This window comes from Massilia sp. 9I, from assembly GCF_902506415.1.
Taxonomy (GTDB): Bacteria; Pseudomonadota; Gammaproteobacteria; order Burkholderiales; family Burkholderiaceae_D; genus Telluria.
In genome coordinates this window covers 1-17,462 of sequence record NZ_LR733275.1, presented here as the reverse complement: position 1 = coordinate 17,462, position 17,462 = coordinate 1, and the positions used below count along the sequence as shown (strand labels likewise).

The window sequence follows — 17,462 nt, the reverse complement described above, 5'->3', positions numbered from 1 at the left end:
TGGCATGACGAATGAAGTGACGGGCGCCTTTGATTTGGATCCCATGGAAATCCGCGTGCTCGCGGTGCTGGCCGAGAAAGAAGCGCTCACGCCCGATAACTACCCGATGTCGGTGAACGCGGTCGTCAACGGCTGTAACCAGCTGTCGAGCCGCGACCCGATCATGCAGCTGACCGACGAAGTGGTGCAGGACACCCTGCAGCGCCTGATCGAAAAGAAGCTGGTGGGTACCATTTCGCAGGCGGGCGCGCGCGTCGTGAAGTACGAGCACCGCATGCGCATCAAGTGGACGCTGGAGCAGGACAAGGTGGCGGTGCTGGCGATCCTGATGCTGCGCGGCCTGCAGACCGCCGGCGAGATCCGCACCCGCACCGGGCGCCTGTTCGAGTTCAAGAGCGTGCCCGAGGTCGAGACCGTGCTGCAGTTCCTGATCGATAAATACCCGCCGCTGGTCGCACGCCTGGACCGCGCGCCGGGCACCAAGGAGCCGCGCTACGGCCACCTGCTGGGCGGCGAGCTCGCCGCCTACGAGCCGCCGGCCACCGCCGCCACGCTGGGTGGCGGCAGCGGCGGCCGTGTAGGCCAGCTGGAGCAGGAAGTCGCTGCGCTGCGCAGCGAACTCGAGGAACTCAAGGTGCAGTTCGAGGCGTTTCGCCAGCAGTTCCAGTAGGCGGCTGCGCGGGGTCGGCATAGGTCAGCTCGATCACCGCCTCGTCGCTCCAGGTGGCATTCCCGATCGGTACCTGGAATGAATCTCCTTTGGCTTCCAGCTTGGCCGAGCGGTTGCCTTCGACCAGGATCGCGCCCGCCAGCGGCTTCTCGGAGCGGAACGGGAAGTGCGCCTGCCTGCTCACGCCCTCCCAGCGGAAGTCGTCCTGGTCGCCGAAGAAGCCGCACCAGTCGGTGCGCAGCAGGAGGGTGTTGATGGTCATGACCCAGAAGGTCGGAATCTCTTCCTTGGCCATGGCGATCGTCACCTTGCATTCGAGCCGCAGGTCGCCCAGGCGCCGCTGGTTCTCCGGCAGTCCTGGCGTGCGCACCTCGGGATCGGTGCGATAGAGCTTGCGCTTGCGGTTCAGTTCCAGCTCGCTCTTCGCATCCGCGGCCGCCTCGCTCCTCGGCACCTCGAAGCGTCCGCCGGCGTCGATGACGATCGGCAGCTTGAATCCCTCGTCGCCGACCAGGCGCGCCGCCAACGGCTCCGGCGACTCGTCCTTCTTGCGCGTGGACAGGCGGAAGCGCAGGCGGTCGGCCCCAGGGGCCAGCGCGTGATACCGATCGAAGGCATCCATGCCGGCCAGGATCACCTTGTACTTGCGGACATCCGGGTTGCGCATCGCGTTGACATGCACCGGATCGATTTCGCGGACCGGCTTGTCCTCGGCGGCGCCGGCCGCGCCGCCAAGAAGCAGCGCGCCGAGCGCCAGGGCAGGGAGGGCGCGCATCCGGCTCAGCCCTCGTCGCGCCAGCGGCGCAGGCGGATCGCGGCATAGATCATTCCGGCGCCGACGATGGCGGCGACCCAGGGACCGGGCGTCGCCAGCGTGCTGTAGGAGAGGCTGAGCAGCATGCTCGGGTCCAGGCCCTGTTGGCCGTTGATGGTGTTCAGGTTCGCATCCGACAGCCAGATCCCCGGCAGCAGACCGCCCAGGCCGCGCGCCACCACTTCGCTGGTGAACCAGTCGACGTCGATGATGCGGTCCGAGACGTGGCCCACGACCATGTTGAACCACTTGAACAGCGCGATCATGATCAGCGGGATGCCGACCGCCCACAGGAAGACCTTGGAACGCGCCCAGCTCGACACCATCAGCAGCCAGCCGACGGTCGGCAGGGCCCAGACGATGTACAGCGGCAGGAAGGCCACCAGGTAAAGCGGGCTCAGATACAGGTTCGGCTCCATCAGCACCGGCGCGAACAGGTTCAAGCCCTTGCCGGCGGCGCTGATCATGCCCAGCACCAGCAGCACCAGCGCGGTCGCGGTACCGATGGCGATCGTGAGCAGCGGGGCGACGACGATGGCGGTGACGACCTTCGACAGCACGGTCTCGCGGTCCGACAGCGGCAGCGACTTCCAGAACAGGATGCTGCGGTCGCGGCGGTCGTCATGTAGCGCCGACAGGCAGTAGAAGAACACGACCACCGCCAGCACGCCGAACAGCGGCGCCGCGATGCCGAGGTAGCTCGAGGCGGCGATGTGGGCGATCTTGTAGCGCAGCGCCGGCGGGAAGCCCTGGATCGAGACCACGTTGTGGCCGTTGAACTGGATGTTCTCGTGGCCGCCGAAGGCCATGCTGTACATGAAGCCGCCGCCGATAAACAGGATCATCGCCAGCGCCACCACCAGCGGCGACCAGAAGAAGGCGCCCTTGTGCTCCCAGAACTCGCGCCGGAGCAGCCATTTCATCGTTTTCATGCGTAGGTTCCTTTCATGGTTGCCACGAACAGGTCGGCAACGCTGGGATTGCGGGTCTCGCCGAGCTGGGCGAGTTGGGCGCGCGAGACGCCATCGAACAGCATCACCGACTTGCCGAACACGGTGCGCTGGTCGATCGGGGCAAGGGCGTTGGCGGCGCCCACCTTGTCGGCCGGGACCATCACTTCGGTATAGCGCTCGCCGACTTCTTCCATGGTGGCGGCCAGCACGATCTTGCCTTCGCGGATGAACATCAGGTCGGTCAGGATGTGCTCGACTTCTTCCACCTGGTGGGTGGTGATGACGATGGTCTTCTGCTCATCGAAGTAGTCTTCCAGCAGGTTCTGGTAGAACTGCTTGCGGTACATGATGTCCAGGCCCAGGGTCGGCTCATCCAGCACCAGCAGCTTGGCGTCGATGGCCATCACCAGCGCCAGGTGCAGCTGGACGATCATGCCCTTCGACATTTCCTTCACCTTCATGCTCGGCTTGAGCTTGGTGTTGGCGATGTACTTCTCGGCGCGGGCGCGGTTGAAGCGCGGGTGCACGCCTTCCACGAAGTCGACCGCGTCCTTCACCCGCAGCCAGCGCGGCAGGATCGCGACGTCGGCGATGAAGCAGACGTCCTTCATCAGGTCGTCGCGCTGGGTGCGCGGGTCGTAGCCCATCACCTGCAACTGGCCGTCGAAGTCGATCAGGCCCAGGGCGGCCTTGAGGGTGGTGGTCTTGCCCGAGCCGTTGGGGCCGATCAGGCCGACGATGCGGCCGGCGGGGACCTCGAAGTCGATGCCGTCGACGGCGGTGCGCTTGCCGTAACGCTTGGTCAGGCCGCGGGCGGAGAGCACGGCGCTCATGCCGAACCTCCCGGGGCGTGGTTGCCGGAGGCCTGCAGCAGGGTTTCCACGTTCAGGCCGAGGCGGCGGATGCGTTCGACCATGGCGGGCCACTCTTCGCGGATGAAGCGCTCGCGCTCGGTGGCCAACAGTTTCTCGCTTGCTCCTTCGGTAACGTACATGCCAATTCCCCTTCGCTTTTCCACTAAGTTCTCGTCGACCAGTTCCTGGTAAGCCTTCGATACGGTGATCGGATTGAGTTGATATTCGGCCGCGATCTGGCGGACCGAGGGTAGGGCGTCGCCGGCTTTCAGAATACCGTCGAGCATCATGCCCACCACCCGCTCCTTGAGCTGGCGGTAAATGGGTGCGTTGTCATTCCAGCCGACTGTCATGTCCGGTCCTCCCTTGTCCTAGCGCTGCATTATTCATCGGTGTCTCCCCTGGGTGTTGCGTTGAAGTGGTGTTGTAGTGAAGTATAACAGTGGGTTGGCAAATGTAAACATACATATTGAACAAATTTTCCGGAGCGCGGCTTCATCGTCCGCTTTGGTAGGATGAGGGCATGGATAAGAGGAGGAAGCGATGCTGAGGTGCCCGAACTGCGGCGAATCCCCGCTGGCGCATGCGATCAGGGAAATGCACTACACCTACAAGGGGCAGAGCACGGCGATTCCCGACGTCGTGGTCGAGCATTGCGTCGGGTGCAAGGAGGTCATGTTCGCAGCGGGCGAGCACGATCATTACGGCGAGCTGGTGGCGGCCTTCCGCAAGCAGATCGATGCGGAAGAGCTCAAGACGATCCGGGCGATGCGCAAGCAGCTGGGGCTGACGCAGCAGAAGGCCGATGAATTGTTCGGGGATGACGTGGGGGATTTCGCGCGCTTCGAGTCGGGGGAGGCGCATGCGCCGCTGGCGCTGGTGAAGTTGCTGAGGCTACTGGGCAAGCACCCCGAGTTGCTGGATGAGGTGCGGTAGGGTGGGCGGATTTCCCGCCCACGCGGTCTGCGCGCGGCGAGATCATCGCCAACGGCATTTCATCCAATAACGATCACCGCGTGGGGTGTTTTGGTCCAGTGGACCGAAACACGAGCCGCCCACCCTACAAATCGTGGCGGGTCAGCGTGCCGTCTGCTGCGAGCTCGATCCAGCCGCCACGATGCGGCTCGACATCCAGCTCCCAGTCCGGCAGCACATAGCGCAGCCTGCCGCCGGTCTCATGCACCGCCGGGCGATGCGTATGCCCATGAATGATCACGCTGGCATCCGTCTGGTTGAACAGCGCCTCGACGCTCGAGGCCGCCACATCCATGATCTCGTAGGGCTTGCCGGCCTGCGCCTCGCGGCTGCCTTCGCGCAAGCCCGCGATGATCGCCTTGCGCTGCGTTAGTGGCATACCGAGGAATTGCTGCTGCCACTCGCGGTCGCGCACCTGGGCGCGGAAGGCCATGTACTTGAGATCCGCCGTGCACTGCGCGTCGCCATGCACCAGCGCGATACGCTTGCCGCCTGCGCTGATCACATGCGGTTCTTCCAGCAGACTCAATCCGGCCGCTTCAGCAAAGCCGCTGCCGACGAGGAAATCGCGGTTCCCGGCCAGCCAGTACACGCGCGTGCCCGCAGCGCTCACGGCGCGGATGGCATCAATGACGCGCTGGTGGAAAGGCTCGGCGAGGTCGTCGTCGCCGGCCCAGTATTCGAAGATGTCGCCGAGCAGGTAAAGCCGCTCGGCGTGGACCGCGCGCTCGGCCAGGAAGCCAAAGAAGGCTTCGGCCGTGCGCGGATGCGCCGCCTGCAGGTGCAGGTCGGAGATGAATAGCGCGAACGTGCGCTCAGGGGTGGTCATGGGATAGCTGGGACGTGCCGCCCCCGGCGCACTGCGAACATCAGACGACTTCGACCTTCTCGATGATGACCGGATCGACCGGCACGTCCGAGTGCATGCCGCTGCGGGTGGTCTTCACGTTGTTGATCTCGTCGACGATGTCCTGGCCTTCGGTGACCTTGCCGAACACGGCGTAGCCCCAGCCGTCCTGGCCCGGGTAGTTCAGGAAGGCGTTGTCCTTGGTGTTGATGAAGAACTGGGCCGATGCGGAGTGCGGCGCCGAGGTGCGGGCCATGGCGATGGTGTACTTGTCGTTCTTGAGGCCGTTCTTGGCTTCGTTCTCGACGGTCACGTCGGTGGCTTTCTGCTTCATGCCCGGTTCGAAGCCGCCGCCCTGGATCATGAAGTCCTTGATCACGCGGTGGAAGATGGTATTGCTGAAATGACCCTTGTTGACGTAGTCGATAAAGTTGGCAACGGTCTTCGGCGCTTTTTCGGCGTCCAGTTCGACGGTGATGTTGCCCTTGTTGGTGGTCATGCGAACGCTGGTCATGTGCTGTCCTGTGAGTTGGTTATTGTTAATGATGCGACAAACGCAGCCGCTATTTTACAAGCTTGTCGCCCTTGAGCACGGTAGCGGATTTCACGAAGATCGGGACCACCGGCACATTCTGCATGCCGCGCACGTCGTCCACCACCACGCCCTTGATCTTGTCCACGACTTCCTGGCCCTTCACGACCTTGCCGAAGACGGTATAGCCTGAGCCCTTGTAGTTCGGATAGTCGATGCCCGAATTGTCGGCGACGTTGATGAAGAATTGGGAGGTTGCCGAATCCGGATGGTCTTCGCGCGCCATCGACACGGTGTATGGCTGGTTCGACAGGCCGTTGTTGGATTCGTTCTTGACCGGCTTGTTGGTCTTGCGGCCCTCGAATTTCTCGTTCATCCCACCGGTCTGGATCATGAAGCCGTCGATCACGCGGTGGAAAATCACGCCCTTGTAGAAGCCTTGCTTCACATACTGCATGAAGTTGGCGACCGTCTTCGGCGCCTTTTCTTCGTCCAGCTGCAGGACGATCTCACCCATGCTGGTCTTGAGCGATACCTGCGGCCCCTTGACAGTGGGGGCGGCGGGGGCTTCGGCAGGCGCAGCGGCCTGGGCCTGGCCCTCGGTTTGCGCCAGCGCAGAGCCGGACAGCAGCAGGGCGCCGGCGCCCAGGGCGACTCCCTTGAGCAGAGAGCGGCGGAAGGCAGTGGTCATTGTCGTGGGTCTCCTCTGGTGGACACCGCGCAAGACGGTGTCAAGTCTTTTCCCGAAAAATAAAGCTGAACCATATGCGGCCAGCCGGGATTTTAACAATGCTATACTTTGCGCAGAACGTCCCATTCTATCAAAGAAGAATAACACCCGAGGGTCCAGACGATCTCGACGCAATCCCTGCTGTGCTGTCTCACTTCCAAGCGCTGCCGTTGTTGCCCCGATCCTCTCCCTCACCAGACCACACCCATGAGCCAACTCAAGATTTACAACACGCTCGCGCGTGATAAGCAGGTATTTGTTCCGATGGAAGCCGGGAAGGTCGGCATGTATGTGTGCGGCATGACCGTGTACGACTTCTGTCACATCGGACACGCGCGGATGATGATGGCCTTCGACGTCATCTACCGCTGGCTCATGGCGTCCGGCTACGAGGTCAAGTACGTCCGCAACGTCACCGACATCGACGACAAGATTATTCGCCGCGCCGTGGAAAACGGCGAGACCATCGGCCAGCTGGTGGCGCGCAACCTGAAATACCAGGACGAAGACATCTCCGCGCTGAAGATCCTGCCGCCGACCGTCGAGCCGCGCGCCACCGAATACGTGCCGCAGATGCTCTCGATCATCGAGCAGTTGGAAAGCAAGGGCCTGGCCTACAAGAGCGAGGACGGCGATGTGAACTACGCCGTGCGCGGCTTCGAAGGTTACGGCAAGCTGTCCGGCAAGTCGCTCGACGACCTGCGCGCCGGCGAGCGCGTCGACGTCAACAGCGGCAAGCGCGACCCGCTGGACTTCGTGCTGTGGAAGGCCGCCAAGGAAGCCGAGCCGGCGGAAGCCAAGTGGGACTCGAAGTGGGGCAAGGGCCGTCCGGGCTGGCACATCGAGTGCTCGGCGATGTCCTGCGCCACCCTCGGCGAACATTTCGACATCCATGGCGGCGGCGCCGACCTGCAGTTCCCGCACCACGAGAACGAGATCGCCCAGTCCGAAGGCGCCTTCGGCGGCAACATGGTCAACTACTGGATCCACAACGGCTTCGTGCGCGTGGACAACGAGAAGATGTCCAAGTCGCTGGGCAACTTCTTCACCGTGCGCGACGTACTCAAGAAGTACGACGCCGAAGTCATCCGCTTCTTCATCCTGCGCGCCCACTACCGCAGCCCGCTGAATTATTCGGACGCCCACATCGACGACGCCAAGGGCGCGCTGACCCGCTTGTACACGGCGCTGTCGACGGTCGATATCGACAACGAGACGCCGGCCGTGAACTGGGAAGAAGAACATGCTGTGCGCTTCCGCGAAGCGATGGACGACGACTTCAACACGCCGCTGGCGGTGGCCGAGCTGTTCGACCTCGCCAGCGAAGTCAACCGCAGCAAGTCGCTCGAGGCCGCGCGCCAGCTGAAGGCCCTGGCCAGCCTGCTGGGCCTGCTCGAGCGCGCACCGCAGGCCTACCTGCAGGGCGGCGCCAGCGAAGGTGGCGACGCCGGCGTCGATGACGCGATTGCGCGCCGCGCCGCCGCCAAGAAAGCCCGTAATTTTGCCGAAGCGGATGCCATCCGCGCCGAACTGACTGCCGCCGGGATCATCCTGGAAGACAAGCCGGACGGAACGACGACCTGGCGCCGCGCATAATGGCCGCCGAACAGGACAAGCCGGGCGTGGAAGCCGGGCCGCAGGAAGAGCTGTCGGTACCGGTTTACTGGGCCGAAGCCAAGGCCGCGCTCATGGGGCGCGATCGCATCATGGCCAAGCTCATCCCGCAGATCGGCGACCTGCACCTGCGTGGCCATCCCGACCCTTTCACCACGCTGGCGCGCTCGATCGTGGGCCAGCAGGTCACGCCGAAGGCGGCCGACGCGGCCTGGACCAAGCTGCTGGCAATCTGCCCCAAGCTGTCCCCGAGCCAGGTGATCAAGGCCGGCGCCGTCGAGCTGGCCGGCTGCGGTTTGTCCAAGCGTAAGACCGAATACATCCTCGACCTGGCCGACCATTTCAAGGCCAAGCGCGTCCACGCCGACCTGTGGTCGCAGATGGACGACGAGGCCGTCATCGCCGAACTGGTCCAGATCCGCGGCATCAGCCGCTGGACAGCGGAGATGTTTTTGATATTTAATCTGCTCCGGCCGAACGTGCTGCCGCTCGACGACCCCGGTCTGATCCAGGGCATCAGCCAGAATTATTTCTCTGGCGAGCCGGTTTCGCGCAGCGACGCGCGCGAAGTGGCGGCCAACTGGGAGCCCTGGCGCACGGTGGCAACCTGGTATCTGTGGCGCAGCCTTGACCCGTTGCCCTGACCAATATCCCTTATGGGTACGGTAGAATAGCGCCCAAACAGGGCCTGAGCGGTCGCGTAAGACGTCATAAGCGTTGCGGCCAAGAAATAATCCGGAGGTACAATGACTAAAACAACTTTCCTCAATTTTGAGCAGCCGATCGCCGAGCTGGATTCCAAGATTGAAGAGCTGCGCTTCGTGCAGGACGACTCCGCCGTCGACATTTCCGAAGAGATCGACCGCCTGGCCAAGAAAAGCCAGCAGCTCACCAAGGACATCTACGCCAAGCTGACCCCGTGGCAGGTGTCGCAGATCGCACGCCATCCGCAGCGTCCATACACCATGGACTACGTGAACGCGATCTTCACCGACTTCCACGAACTGCACGGCGACCGCACCTTCGCCGACGACCAGTCGATCATCGGCGGCCTGGCCCGCTTCAACGGCCAGGCTTGCATGGTCATCGGCCACCAGAAGGGCCGCGACACCAAGGAGCGCGCAATGCGCAACTTCGGCATGCCGCGTCCGGAAGGCTATCGCAAGGCCATGCGCCTGATGAAGCTGGCGGAAAAATTCGGCCTGCCGATCTTCACTTTCGTGGACACCCCGGGCGCATTCCCCGGCATCGACGCCGAAGAGCGCGGCCAGTCGGAAGCGATCGGCCACAACCTGTACGTCATGGCCGAGCTGAAAGTGCCGCTGATCGCCACCATCATCGGTGAAGGCGGTTCGGGCGGCGCACTGGCGATCGCCGTCGGCGACGCGGTGCTGATGCTGCAGTACTCGACCTATTCGGTGATCTCGCCGGAAGGCTGCGCCTCGATCCTGTGGAAGACCTCCGAGCGCGCAAGCGACGCCGCCGACGCACTGGGCCTGACTGCGCACCGCCTCAAGGCCATCGGCCTGATCGACAAGATCGTCAACGAGCCGCTGGGCGGCGCGCACCGCGATCCGAAACAGATGGCGCAGCTGCTCAAGCGCGCACTGGCCGACACCCTGCGCCAGTTCCAGGGCATGAAGACCAAGGACCTGCTCGAAGCCCGTCACGCGAAGCTGATGGCCTACGGTAAGTTCAAGGAAACGCTGCCGACCGAAGAGTGAGTGCTACCCGTGCCTGGGTCGTCCCGGCAGTCTTTGCGCAGGCCATGCAAGGCCTGCGCGACACGTATTCTTTTTCCTCCCTTGCGATCGCCTGCAGCGGCGGCCTCGATTCGATGGCGCTGCTGCGGCTTGCGCACGCCTGGGCGGTAGAAGCGGGCATCGCGCTGCATGCTTTCCACGTCCACCATGGACTGAGTCAAAATGCCGATGCCTGGCAGGCGCACTGCGAGCAGGCTTGTTCAGCGCTCGGCATCGCGTTCGACTACCGCCGTGTGGAAGTCCTCAAAGGTAAAGACGGTACCGAGGCGGCCGCGCGCAAGCTGCGCTACCGGGCGCTGGGCGAGATGTGCGTCGCTCACGGCGTACCGCTGCTACTCACTGCCCACCACCTCGACGACCAGGCCGAAACCGTGCTGCTGCAACTGCTGCGCGGTTCGGGTCCGGCCGGCCTGTCCGGCATGGATGCGGCCAACCGCGCGCCCGGCCTGCTGGGCGATCCGGAACTGGTGATGGCGCGTCCGCTGTTGCCGCTCGCGCGCGCGCAGCTGGAAGACTACGCCGCTGAACAAGGCCTGGCATGGGTCGAGGACGAATCGAATAGCGATCCGCGCTACGCCCGCAATGCGCTGCGCCATGGGGTGATGCCGGCGCTGGGCGCCAGCTTCCCCGGCTACCAGCAGCGCCTCGCCCGCGGCGCCGCGCACGTGCAGGCGGCCCAGCGCATCCTCGATGAGGTGGCCGCGCAGGACCTGGCGGCTTGTCTCGACGGCGACACCATCGACCTGGTGCGCCTGCAGCAGCTCAGCCGCGATCGCGCCGACAACATGCTGCGTCATCTGTTTGCCAGCCGTGGCCTGGCGATGCCCTCGACCGCCTGGCTGGGCGAGATGGTGTCGCAGCTGTTTTCGGCGCGCGAAGATGCCCAGCTCAAGGTCACGCACCCGGCCTGCCACATCCGCCGCCACCGCGGCAAGCTCCACATCACGCCCAAGTTGCCGGACCTGGCCGGCATGCGCGACCCGGACGACGAGGGCGTGTTGATCAAGGAAGGCGAAAGCTTCTCTTGGCGCGGAGAGGCATCGCTGGCTTTTCCGGCCTACGGCGGCGTGCTGCACTTCGAGGTGGCCGATCACGGCTTCGATCCGGCCTGGCTGAAGAGTCAGCTTCTCACGATCGACTTCCGCAAGGGCGGCGAGCGCCTCAAGCCGGCAGCCAACCGTCCGACCCGGGGCCTGAAGGCGCACTACCAGGCGCTGGGCGTGCCGGCCTGGGAGCGCGAGCGCGCGCCCCTGGTATGGGCCGACCGCGACCTGCTGTACGCCGCCGCCATCGGCATGGATTGCCGCTACCAGCGTGCAGGGCAGGGCGCCTGCATCGCCTTGCGTTGGCAATCGACTTAGCAAAGTTTCTATACGAAAAAGGTATTACTTTATTTTCTTTTCGTATAGCTTTTTGCCCTGCCAGTCTTGTGATACTGCGCTGCAGCATGGTATCGTAAGGGTCCCCTTTTGATCTTTCAACAAGCTGGAACCCTCCTGATATGGCTTTAATTGTCCACAAATATGGCGGGACGTCGATGGGCTCGACGGACCGTATCAAGAATGTCGCGGCCCGTGTGGCCAAGTGGCATGATGCCGGCCACCAGATCGTGGTGGTGCCGTCCGCGATGTCCGGTGAAACCAACCGCCTGATCGCGCTGGCCAAGGAAATCATGCCGCAGCCGGACCCGCGCGAACTGGACATGATTGCCTCGACCGGCGAGCAGGTCTCGGTCGGCCTGCTGGCGATGGCCCTGCTGGCGATCGGCAAGGATGCGGTCTCGTACACCGGCTGGCAGGCCGGCATCCGCACCGACTCCTCGTTCACCAAGGCGCGCATCCAGTCGATCGACGACACCCGCGTGCGCAACGACCTGAGCCAGGGCAAGATCGTCATCATCACGGGTTTCCAGGGCATGGACGAAGATGGCAATATCTCGACGCTGGGCCGCGGCGGTTCCGATACCTCGGCGGTGGCGATCGCGGCGGCATTGAAGGCCGACGAGTGCCTGATCTACACTGACGTGGACGGCGTGTACACGACCGACCCGCGCGTGGTGGACGAGGCGCGCCGCCTGAGCAAGATCACCTTCGAAGAGATGCTGGAACTGGCGTCGCTGGGCTCGAAAGTCCTGCAGACGCGTTCGGTCGAATTCGCAGGTAACTACCAGGTCCCGACGCGCGTGCTGTCGTCGCTGACCGATCCCCTGATGCCGCTGGAAGAAGAAGCGAACTCCGGCACCCTGATTTCGTTTGAGGAAGAAAGCAACATGGAACAAGCCGTCATCTCCGGTATCGCCTTTCATCGCGATGAAGCCAAGATCACCGTCCTGGGCGTGCCGGACAAGCCGGGCGTCGCCTACCATATCCTTGGCCCTATCGCGGACGCCAATGTTGAAGTGGACATGATCATTCAGAACCAGTCGGTGGACGGCAAGACCGACTTCACCTTCACCGTGCCGCGCAATGATTACGTCAAGGCGATGAGCGTGCTGGAAAGCCAGCGCGAGTCGCTGGGCGCGACCAAGGTGATCGGCGACGCGAAGGTGTCGAAGGTGTCGGCGGTGGGCGTGGGCATGCGTAGCCACGTCGGTGTGGCCTCGCAGATGTTCCGTACGCTGTCGGAAGAGGGCATCAACATCATGATGATCTCGACCTCCGAGATCAAGATTTCCGTCCTGATCGACGAGAAATACATGGAGCTGGCGGTGCGTGCTCTGCACAAAGCTTTTAACCTAGAGCAAGCTTAACAATTTTCAAAATTTTTGGGCGTGCGTCCTTGACGCAACGAACACCAGCCCTTAAGATGCCTGCACTCAGCGCTGACTGACAAGTTAGTCAGCTCTGATTGGAGACGTGGCCGAGTGGCCGAAGGCACTTCCCTGCTAAGGAAGCATACGGCTTATACCCGTATCGTGGGTTCGAATCCCACCGTCTCCGCCAGGAAACTTTGTTAAAGAAATTCTTTAACAATCGAAAAACCCGTTAGCCCTTAGGCAGCGGGTTTTTTGTTTTCACAACTCATGAACGTGAATTCAGTTCGAATCCTGAAAACAAGGCATCGGTAAGGGTGCAGGTTCGACCGACGGTACTTCTCCCGTTTGCCGGCTCCGATATACCTTTGTGTTCGGCGGCTTTCCCATCCGTTCGGGCAAACTGCCAATTCTTCGCCGCGATACATGCCAGGCAGCGCGTGGAAAGCCGGTCGCGCGTTTTCGCCATCGCCTCGAAGAACTCGCGATCTGCGGGCCAGAATTCGCCGCAGGTGAGACAGCGCTTCTCCAGGCCAAGCTCAGTGACGGCCAGGAGGGGAAGGAATCCCACGTTCTTCTTTCTATCAGGCGACGGCGCTGCTATCGCTACATATTGCGGCGATACTGCCCGCCAACCTCGAACAGCGCGGTCGTGATCTGGCCCAGCGAGCAGACGCGCACCGCGTCCATCAGCTTCGCGAACACGTTCTCGTTGTCGATCGCGGCCTGCTGCAGCGCGGCCAGGGCGGCTGGCGCTCCATCGGCATTGCGTGCATGGAAGGCGTTTAGGCGGGTCAGCTGCGACTGCTTCTCGTCGTCGGTGGAACGGGCCAGCTCGATGGTTGCCGGGGCCCCCGCGCCATTCGGGTTGCGGAAGGTGTTCACGCCAATGATCGGCAGGGTGCCGTCGTGCTTCTGGTGCTCGTACAGCATCGACTCTTCCTGGATCTTGCCGCGCTGGTAGCCGGTCTCCATCGCGCCCAGCACGCCACCGCGCTCGGCGATGCGCTCGAACTCCTGCATCACCTGCTCTTCGACCAGGTCGGTCAGTTCGTCGATGATATAGGCCCCCTGGTTCGGGTTCTCGTTCTTGGCCAGGCCCCATTCGCGGTTGATGAGCAAGTCGGTCCCACCCCTTCCCATCCCGAACAGGACCGTGAAACGACTTTGCGCCGATGATAGTGCTGCAACCAGTGTGAAAGTAGGTTATCGTCAGGCTAGTTATATGCGAAAGCCCGCTCAGTTGAACTGAGCGGGCTTTTTGCTTTTTATCTGTCTAAAAAAGAAAAGCCCCGGCTCTTCACCGAGGCTTCAGCCTGGCGGATAGTCCGCCAGGATTCCCAGCTGTGCGTCACCGCGGGGCGGCGGGCGGCGGATCCACGAATCCGCCTTGCCCAGTTCACCGCCGCCGCCGGTACTGTGCACGGCTGGGCCAACACTCGCCTCCGTATACGCTCCCCCCGATACCGGAACTTTGGGTTTGGCGAGTGCAGCCCAGTTCAAGAAACTTGTGCTGCGTCTTGCAGCTGACGTGCTTCGACCATGGCGCCCAGGTCTCAGTTCGATCAAACGATCATCGCTGTGACCTGACGCATTATCCGGGTGCAAAAAACCTCATCTGTTCGACAATTCACACATGGCCGAGCTACTCAGTTTGTGTGCTCGCGACGCGGTAGGACGACCGGAAGCCTGATAGGAGCCAGCGTGCCTACGCCCGCGCCCACACTTGCCTGCCATGGGCGCCGTCGCGTGGCTGTGACAGCTGCGGAAGTCGATCGCCGGCGTCATGACCACGGCAATCGAGATGATCACCATGATCATCCCTAGTGCGTGGCAGGCCTTCCCGTAGTAAGCCAATTCCTCGAAGCGATCGTTGAACAAGGCAATCGTCTGAAAACCGAACAGGGCTTGAACTCCCGGGAGGGCGATGCGCTTCTTCGATGATGTTGCGCATCTCCATGTCATGTCGTTCTTGTTGATTGTGCATTTGTTCCATCGCTCAACAGAACGCCGTAGGCCCGGAGCATCAATCCGCGCACTGTTGAAACCACTATGGAACACCGCGTCCTGAACGCCAAGGGGAATCTGATACCGATCGCAAGCTGAGTCGCGACCCGGTCACACCTTGCTGTCGCCGAATCACAATGGCAGGATCAGGCAATCCTTCACGCGGATCTGGATACCGCTGGGAACCGCATACCTCCTATGATGGTTCGACTACTTTTCGCAGGAGGAAGCATGCAAACCATCGACCGCATCTATATCAACGGCGTATTTGTCACCCCGCACGGCAAGGATGAGCTGACCCTGATCGACCCGGTCACCGAGGCACCGGCCACCCGTGTCGTGCTTGCCGATGAGGTCGACGCGCAAGCGGCAATCGCGGCCGCCTCGTCGGCTTATCGTGCACTGCAAGGCAGCACCCGCGCGCAACGCATGGATTGGCTGCAGCGCCTGCACGAAGTAGTAGCGGACGCCGAAGACGAGCTGAGTACCCAGATGATCGAGGAATATGGCGGACCGGTGCGCACCTCGACCGGCACGGCAAAGCGCGCTGCCGCGTCCTTCGCTGCCGCGCGCACGCTGCTGGCCGACTACGCTTTCGAACGCCAGATCGCAAGCGCCCGGGTGAGGATGGAGCCGCTGGGGGTGGTTGGCCTGATCACGCCATGGAATGCCAATATTGGCTTCATCTGCAGCAAGCTGTCGATGGCGATTGCCGCCGGCAGTACGGCGGTGATTAAACCCAGCGAGCTGAGCGCCCGCCAGACCGCGGTGCTGACCCGCGTCCTGCATCGCGCCGGGCTGCCGCCGGGATTGTTCAACATCGTGACCGGACGTGGCGACACCGTCGGCGCCGAGATCGTGCGCCATCCGGATATCGCCAAGATCTCCTTCACCGGTTCCACGGCCGTGGGCAAGGCGATCGCGCGCGGCGCGGTCGACACCATGAAACGCGTTACCCTGGAACTGGGCGGCAAGTCGCCGACCATCCTGCTCGATGATGCCGACTTTGCGAAAGCAGTCCCGCTTGCGGCGATGGCGGCGACCATCAACAGCGGCCAGGCATGCCTCGCCGGATCGCGCCTGTTGGTACCGCGCGCCCGACTGGAGGAAGCACATGCATTGATCGTCCGCGCCTTCGACGCTCTTCAGGTTGGCGACCCGCGCGACCCGGCGACGGTGATCGGACCGATGGTCACCCGTACGCAATATGAACGCGTGCAAGGATATATCCAGCGCGGCATTGACGAGGGCGCGCGCTTGTTGACGGGCGGCCTGGGCCGGCCGCAAGGACTGGACCACGGATACTTCGTGCGGCCGACGGTGTTCGGCGGCGTGCACAACGACATGCGCATTGCACGCGAGGAGATCTTCGGACCGGTGCTGTCGGTGATCGCCTATGAGGACGAGGAGGAAGCAGTGCGCCTGGCGAACGATACCATCTACGGCTTGCACGCCTACGTGTTCTCGGGCGACCTCGCACGTGCGAACCGTGTGGCCGCGCGCATCCTGGCCGGACGCGTCTTCATCAACGGGCTGTATGATGAGCCGGCAGCGCCTTTCGGCGGCTTCAAGCAGTCTGGTCTCGGACGGGAGTTCGGGATATTCGGATTGGAACAGTATCTGGAACCCAAAGCATTGCTCGGTTATGAACACGCCCTCTGATCAACCCGCGCATCTCGCCTTGCTGCTTGAGGTGCACCGGCGTTTTTCCACCCGTGCCGACACCGCCGACGATATCGGCACGGCACTTCCCTGGCTTACTCTGATCCGCCGGTCCGCACCGACGCCGGCGGGGAGGGGCATGCTGCAACCCTCGATGTGCATGATCGTCCAGGGACACAAGGAAATGCTGGTCGGAGACCGCGTGCTGCATTACGGACCAGCACAGTATGTGCAGACCGGCGTCGCGATGCCCGTAGCCGGCCGCATCGTAAAGGCGACGACAACCGAGCCATATTACGGATTGCGGGTGGATATCGACCCCAAGGAGATTGCCGCCTTTATGCTGGAGATGGACTTGCCACCCTTGCCGGAGCGCGACGACGGATCGATCGTGACCGTGCATCGCGCAAGCGAGGCATTGTTGGACGTTTTCCTGCGTCTCCTGCGCCTGCTCGAGCGTCCCGGCGACTTGCCGGTGCTTGGGCGCCTGATTAAGCAGGAAATCATGTACCACCTCCTTACTGGACCGGGCGGTATGTCTCTACGCCGCGCCGTGGCGGGAGGCCACCATGAGCAGGCTGTCAGCAGGGCGATTTCCTGGATCCGTGAGCATTACGACGAGCCGCTCCGCATTGCCGAGTTAGCCCAGGTGGTACACCTCAGTCCTTCCGTCTTGCATCGCCGCTTCAAGACGGCCACGATCATGAGTCCCCTGCAGTATCAGAAGCAGGTAAGGTTGCTCGAGGCGCGTCGTCGCCTCATGAGTGGGGGGGCAGGAAGCGGCGACGGTGGCCTATCAGGTTGGCTATGAAAGCCCGTCCCAGTTCAGCAGGGAATACCGCAGGCTGTTCGGCGCCACACCGCTGCAGGACGCACAGCAGCTCCGCAGTCACGTACTCGACGCCTGAGGCGGCGCCGAAACAACACCAGCGATTTACTCTTGCGCGAACACATCGCGATTTGCTATAGTTCGCCTCCGCTTCGGTGTGAGTAAAAAACGTTAACGTAATCAAGTGGTTACGGGAACAAGCTCAACAGGAAAATCTGAAATCGAAGCGAACGAGGGGTTGACGAGAAACGCGAAACACTGCATAATCTCACTTCTCTGCTGCTGACGAACACAACGCTTCGTACGGTGCAGCAAGGTAGTACAGAATACCGATCTTTAACAATCAACAGTCGATAAGTGTGGGCGTTTGATGAAGGTGCCACTGGCTTCGGTCAGTGATTACTTAAATTATCAAATGTTCACAAAAGTATTAAGCGTTGTCTCAGCAATGGGATGACGG

At 62.5% G+C, this 17,462-nt stretch carries 18 protein-coding genes, 1 tRNA gene, 1 rRNA gene and 1 pseudogene; 12 read left to right on the top strand and 9 right to left on the bottom strand.

Going from position 1 to position 17,462, the window contains the following annotated elements; translation table 11 throughout:
- The first annotated feature begins 4 nt into the window (after window positions 1-4).
- Complete coding sequence (locus GV068_RS00100; RefSeq protein WP_159695424.1) at window positions 5-670, top strand: YceH family protein; 666 nt, start codon at window positions 5-7, stop codon at window positions 668-670.
- Here GV068_RS00100 and GV068_RS00095 read toward each other — a convergent pair.
- Genes GV068_RS00095 through GV068_RS00080 form a run of 4 tightly spaced genes read right to left on the bottom strand, consistent with a single transcriptional unit; the run spans window position 630 to window position 3,644 of the window.
- Window positions 630-1,445, bottom strand: coding sequence for a hypothetical protein (locus GV068_RS00095; protein ID WP_159695423.1), 816 nt, complete (start codon window positions 1,443-1,445; stop codon window positions 630-632). The genes GV068_RS00100 and GV068_RS00095 overlap by 41 nt on opposite strands.
- A gap of 5 nt (window positions 1,446-1,450) precedes the next feature.
- Window positions 1,451-2,416, bottom strand: a complete 966-nt coding sequence (locus GV068_RS00090) for a hypothetical protein (protein ID WP_159695422.1) — start codon at window positions 2,414-2,416, stop codon at window positions 1,451-1,453.
- Complete coding sequence (locus tag GV068_RS00085; RefSeq protein ID WP_159695421.1) at window positions 2,413-3,270, bottom strand: ABC transporter ATP-binding protein; 858 nt, start codon at window positions 3,268-3,270, stop codon at window positions 2,413-2,415. Before GV068_RS00085 ends, GV068_RS00090 begins: the two co-directional genes overlap by 4 nt.
- Entirely contained in the window at window positions 3,267-3,644 is a 378-nt protein-coding gene (locus GV068_RS00080) for a GntR family transcriptional regulator (protein ID WP_159695420.1), read from the bottom strand. Before GV068_RS00080 ends, GV068_RS00085 begins: the two co-directional genes overlap by 4 nt.
- Window positions 3,645-3,834: 190 nt before the next feature.
- Between GV068_RS00080 and GV068_RS00075 the strand changes: the two genes are divergently transcribed.
- On the top strand, window positions 3,835-4,227 hold the full coding sequence (locus GV068_RS00075) for a type II TA system antitoxin MqsA family protein (protein ID WP_159695419.1): 393 nt from the start codon (window positions 3,835-3,837) through the stop codon (window positions 4,225-4,227).
- Between the two features lie 124 nt (window positions 4,228-4,351).
- Here the strand turns inward: GV068_RS00075 and GV068_RS00070 are convergent, their stop codons facing one another.
- Genes GV068_RS00070 through GV068_RS00060 form a run of 3 tightly spaced genes read right to left on the bottom strand, consistent with a single transcriptional unit; the run spans window position 4,352 to window position 6,336 of the window.
- Window positions 4,352-5,095 carry a UDP-2,3-diacylglucosamine diphosphatase gene (locus GV068_RS00070; RefSeq protein ID WP_159695418.1) on the bottom strand — a complete coding sequence of 248 codons (744 nt, stop codon included), beginning with the start codon at window positions 5,093-5,095 and terminating at the stop codon, window positions 4,352-4,354.
- A 40-nt stretch (window positions 5,096-5,135) separates the two neighbouring features.
- Window positions 5,136-5,627, bottom strand: a complete 492-nt coding sequence (locus tag GV068_RS00065) for a peptidylprolyl isomerase (protein ID WP_159695417.1) — start codon at window positions 5,625-5,627, stop codon at window positions 5,136-5,138.
- Between the two features lie 49 nt (window positions 5,628-5,676).
- A complete protein-coding gene (locus GV068_RS00060) occupies window positions 5,677-6,336 on the bottom strand; it encodes a peptidylprolyl isomerase (protein WP_159695416.1) in 660 nt (219 codons plus the stop codon).
- A gap of 246 nt (window positions 6,337-6,582) precedes the next feature.
- On the opposite strand from GV068_RS00060, the gene cysS reads away from it, so the two are divergent.
- The 6 genes from cysS (at window position 6,583) to GV068_RS00030 (ending at window position 12,694) form a co-directional block, all read left to right on the top strand.
- A complete protein-coding gene (gene cysS, locus GV068_RS00055; protein ID WP_159695415.1) occupies window positions 6,583-7,971 on the top strand; it encodes a cysteine--tRNA ligase in 1,389 nt (462 codons plus the stop codon).
- Window positions 7,971-8,633, top strand: coding sequence for a DNA-3-methyladenine glycosylase (locus GV068_RS00050; protein ID WP_159695414.1), 663 nt, complete (start codon window positions 7,971-7,973; stop codon window positions 8,631-8,633). The genes cysS and GV068_RS00050 overlap by 1 nt, the downstream gene beginning before the upstream one ends.
- A gap of 102 nt (window positions 8,634-8,735) precedes the next feature.
- Window positions 8,736-9,713, top strand: a complete 978-nt coding sequence (locus tag GV068_RS00045) for an acetyl-CoA carboxylase carboxyltransferase subunit alpha (protein WP_159695413.1) — start codon at window positions 8,736-8,738, stop codon at window positions 9,711-9,713.
- Between the two features lie 44 nt (window positions 9,714-9,757).
- Window positions 9,758-11,113: a tRNA lysidine(34) synthetase TilS gene (gene tilS / locus GV068_RS00040; protein ID WP_159704372.1), complete on the top strand. Its 1,356-nt coding sequence runs from the start codon at window positions 9,758-9,760 to the stop codon at window positions 11,111-11,113.
- A gap of 140 nt (window positions 11,114-11,253) precedes the next feature.
- Window positions 11,254-12,501 (top strand): aspartate kinase, encoded by a 1,248-nt coding sequence (locus GV068_RS00035; protein WP_159695412.1) that lies wholly within the window; start codon window positions 11,254-11,256, stop codon window positions 12,499-12,501.
- A 100-nt stretch (window positions 12,502-12,601) separates the two neighbouring features.
- Window positions 12,602-12,694 (top strand) — tRNA-Ser (locus GV068_RS00030).
- Between the two features lie 416 nt (window positions 12,695-13,110).
- On the opposite strand, the pseudogene GV068_RS00025 reads toward GV068_RS00030, so the two are convergent.
- Window positions 13,111-13,626 (bottom strand): annotated as a pseudogene (locus tag GV068_RS00025) (methylmalonyl-CoA mutase family protein); the annotation flags it as partial.
- Between GV068_RS00025 and rrf the strand changes: the two are divergent.
- Window positions 13,612-13,722 (top strand): 5S ribosomal RNA (gene rrf, locus GV068_RS00020). The pseudogene GV068_RS00025 and the gene rrf overlap by 15 nt on opposite strands.
- Window positions 13,723-14,118: 396 nt before the next feature.
- On the opposite strand, the gene GV068_RS25440 is transcribed toward rrf, so the two are convergent.
- Window positions 14,119-14,469 carry a DUF6328 family protein gene (locus GV068_RS25440; RefSeq protein WP_373888431.1) on the bottom strand — a complete coding sequence of 117 codons (351 nt, stop codon included), beginning with the start codon at window positions 14,467-14,469 and terminating at the stop codon, window positions 14,119-14,121.
- A 273-nt stretch (window positions 14,470-14,742) separates the two neighbouring features.
- Between GV068_RS25440 and GV068_RS00015 the strand changes: the two genes are divergently transcribed.
- Genes GV068_RS00015 through GV068_RS25435 form a run of 3 tightly spaced genes read left to right on the top strand, consistent with a single transcriptional unit; the run spans window position 14,743 to window position 17,081 of the window.
- Window positions 14,743-16,173, top strand: coding sequence for an aldehyde dehydrogenase family protein (locus GV068_RS00015; RefSeq protein WP_159695411.1), 1,431 nt, complete (start codon window positions 14,743-14,745; stop codon window positions 16,171-16,173).
- Window positions 16,157-16,984: an AraC family transcriptional regulator gene (locus GV068_RS00010; RefSeq protein ID WP_159695410.1), complete on the top strand. Its 828-nt coding sequence runs from the start codon at window positions 16,157-16,159 to the stop codon at window positions 16,982-16,984. Before GV068_RS00015 ends, GV068_RS00010 begins: the two co-directional genes overlap by 17 nt.
- Window positions 16,938-17,081: a helix-turn-helix domain-containing protein gene (locus GV068_RS25435; protein WP_373888394.1), complete on the top strand. Its 144-nt coding sequence runs from the start codon at window positions 16,938-16,940 to the stop codon at window positions 17,079-17,081. Before GV068_RS00010 ends, GV068_RS25435 begins: the two co-directional genes overlap by 47 nt.
- Window positions 17,082-17,462: the final 381 nt, after the last annotated feature.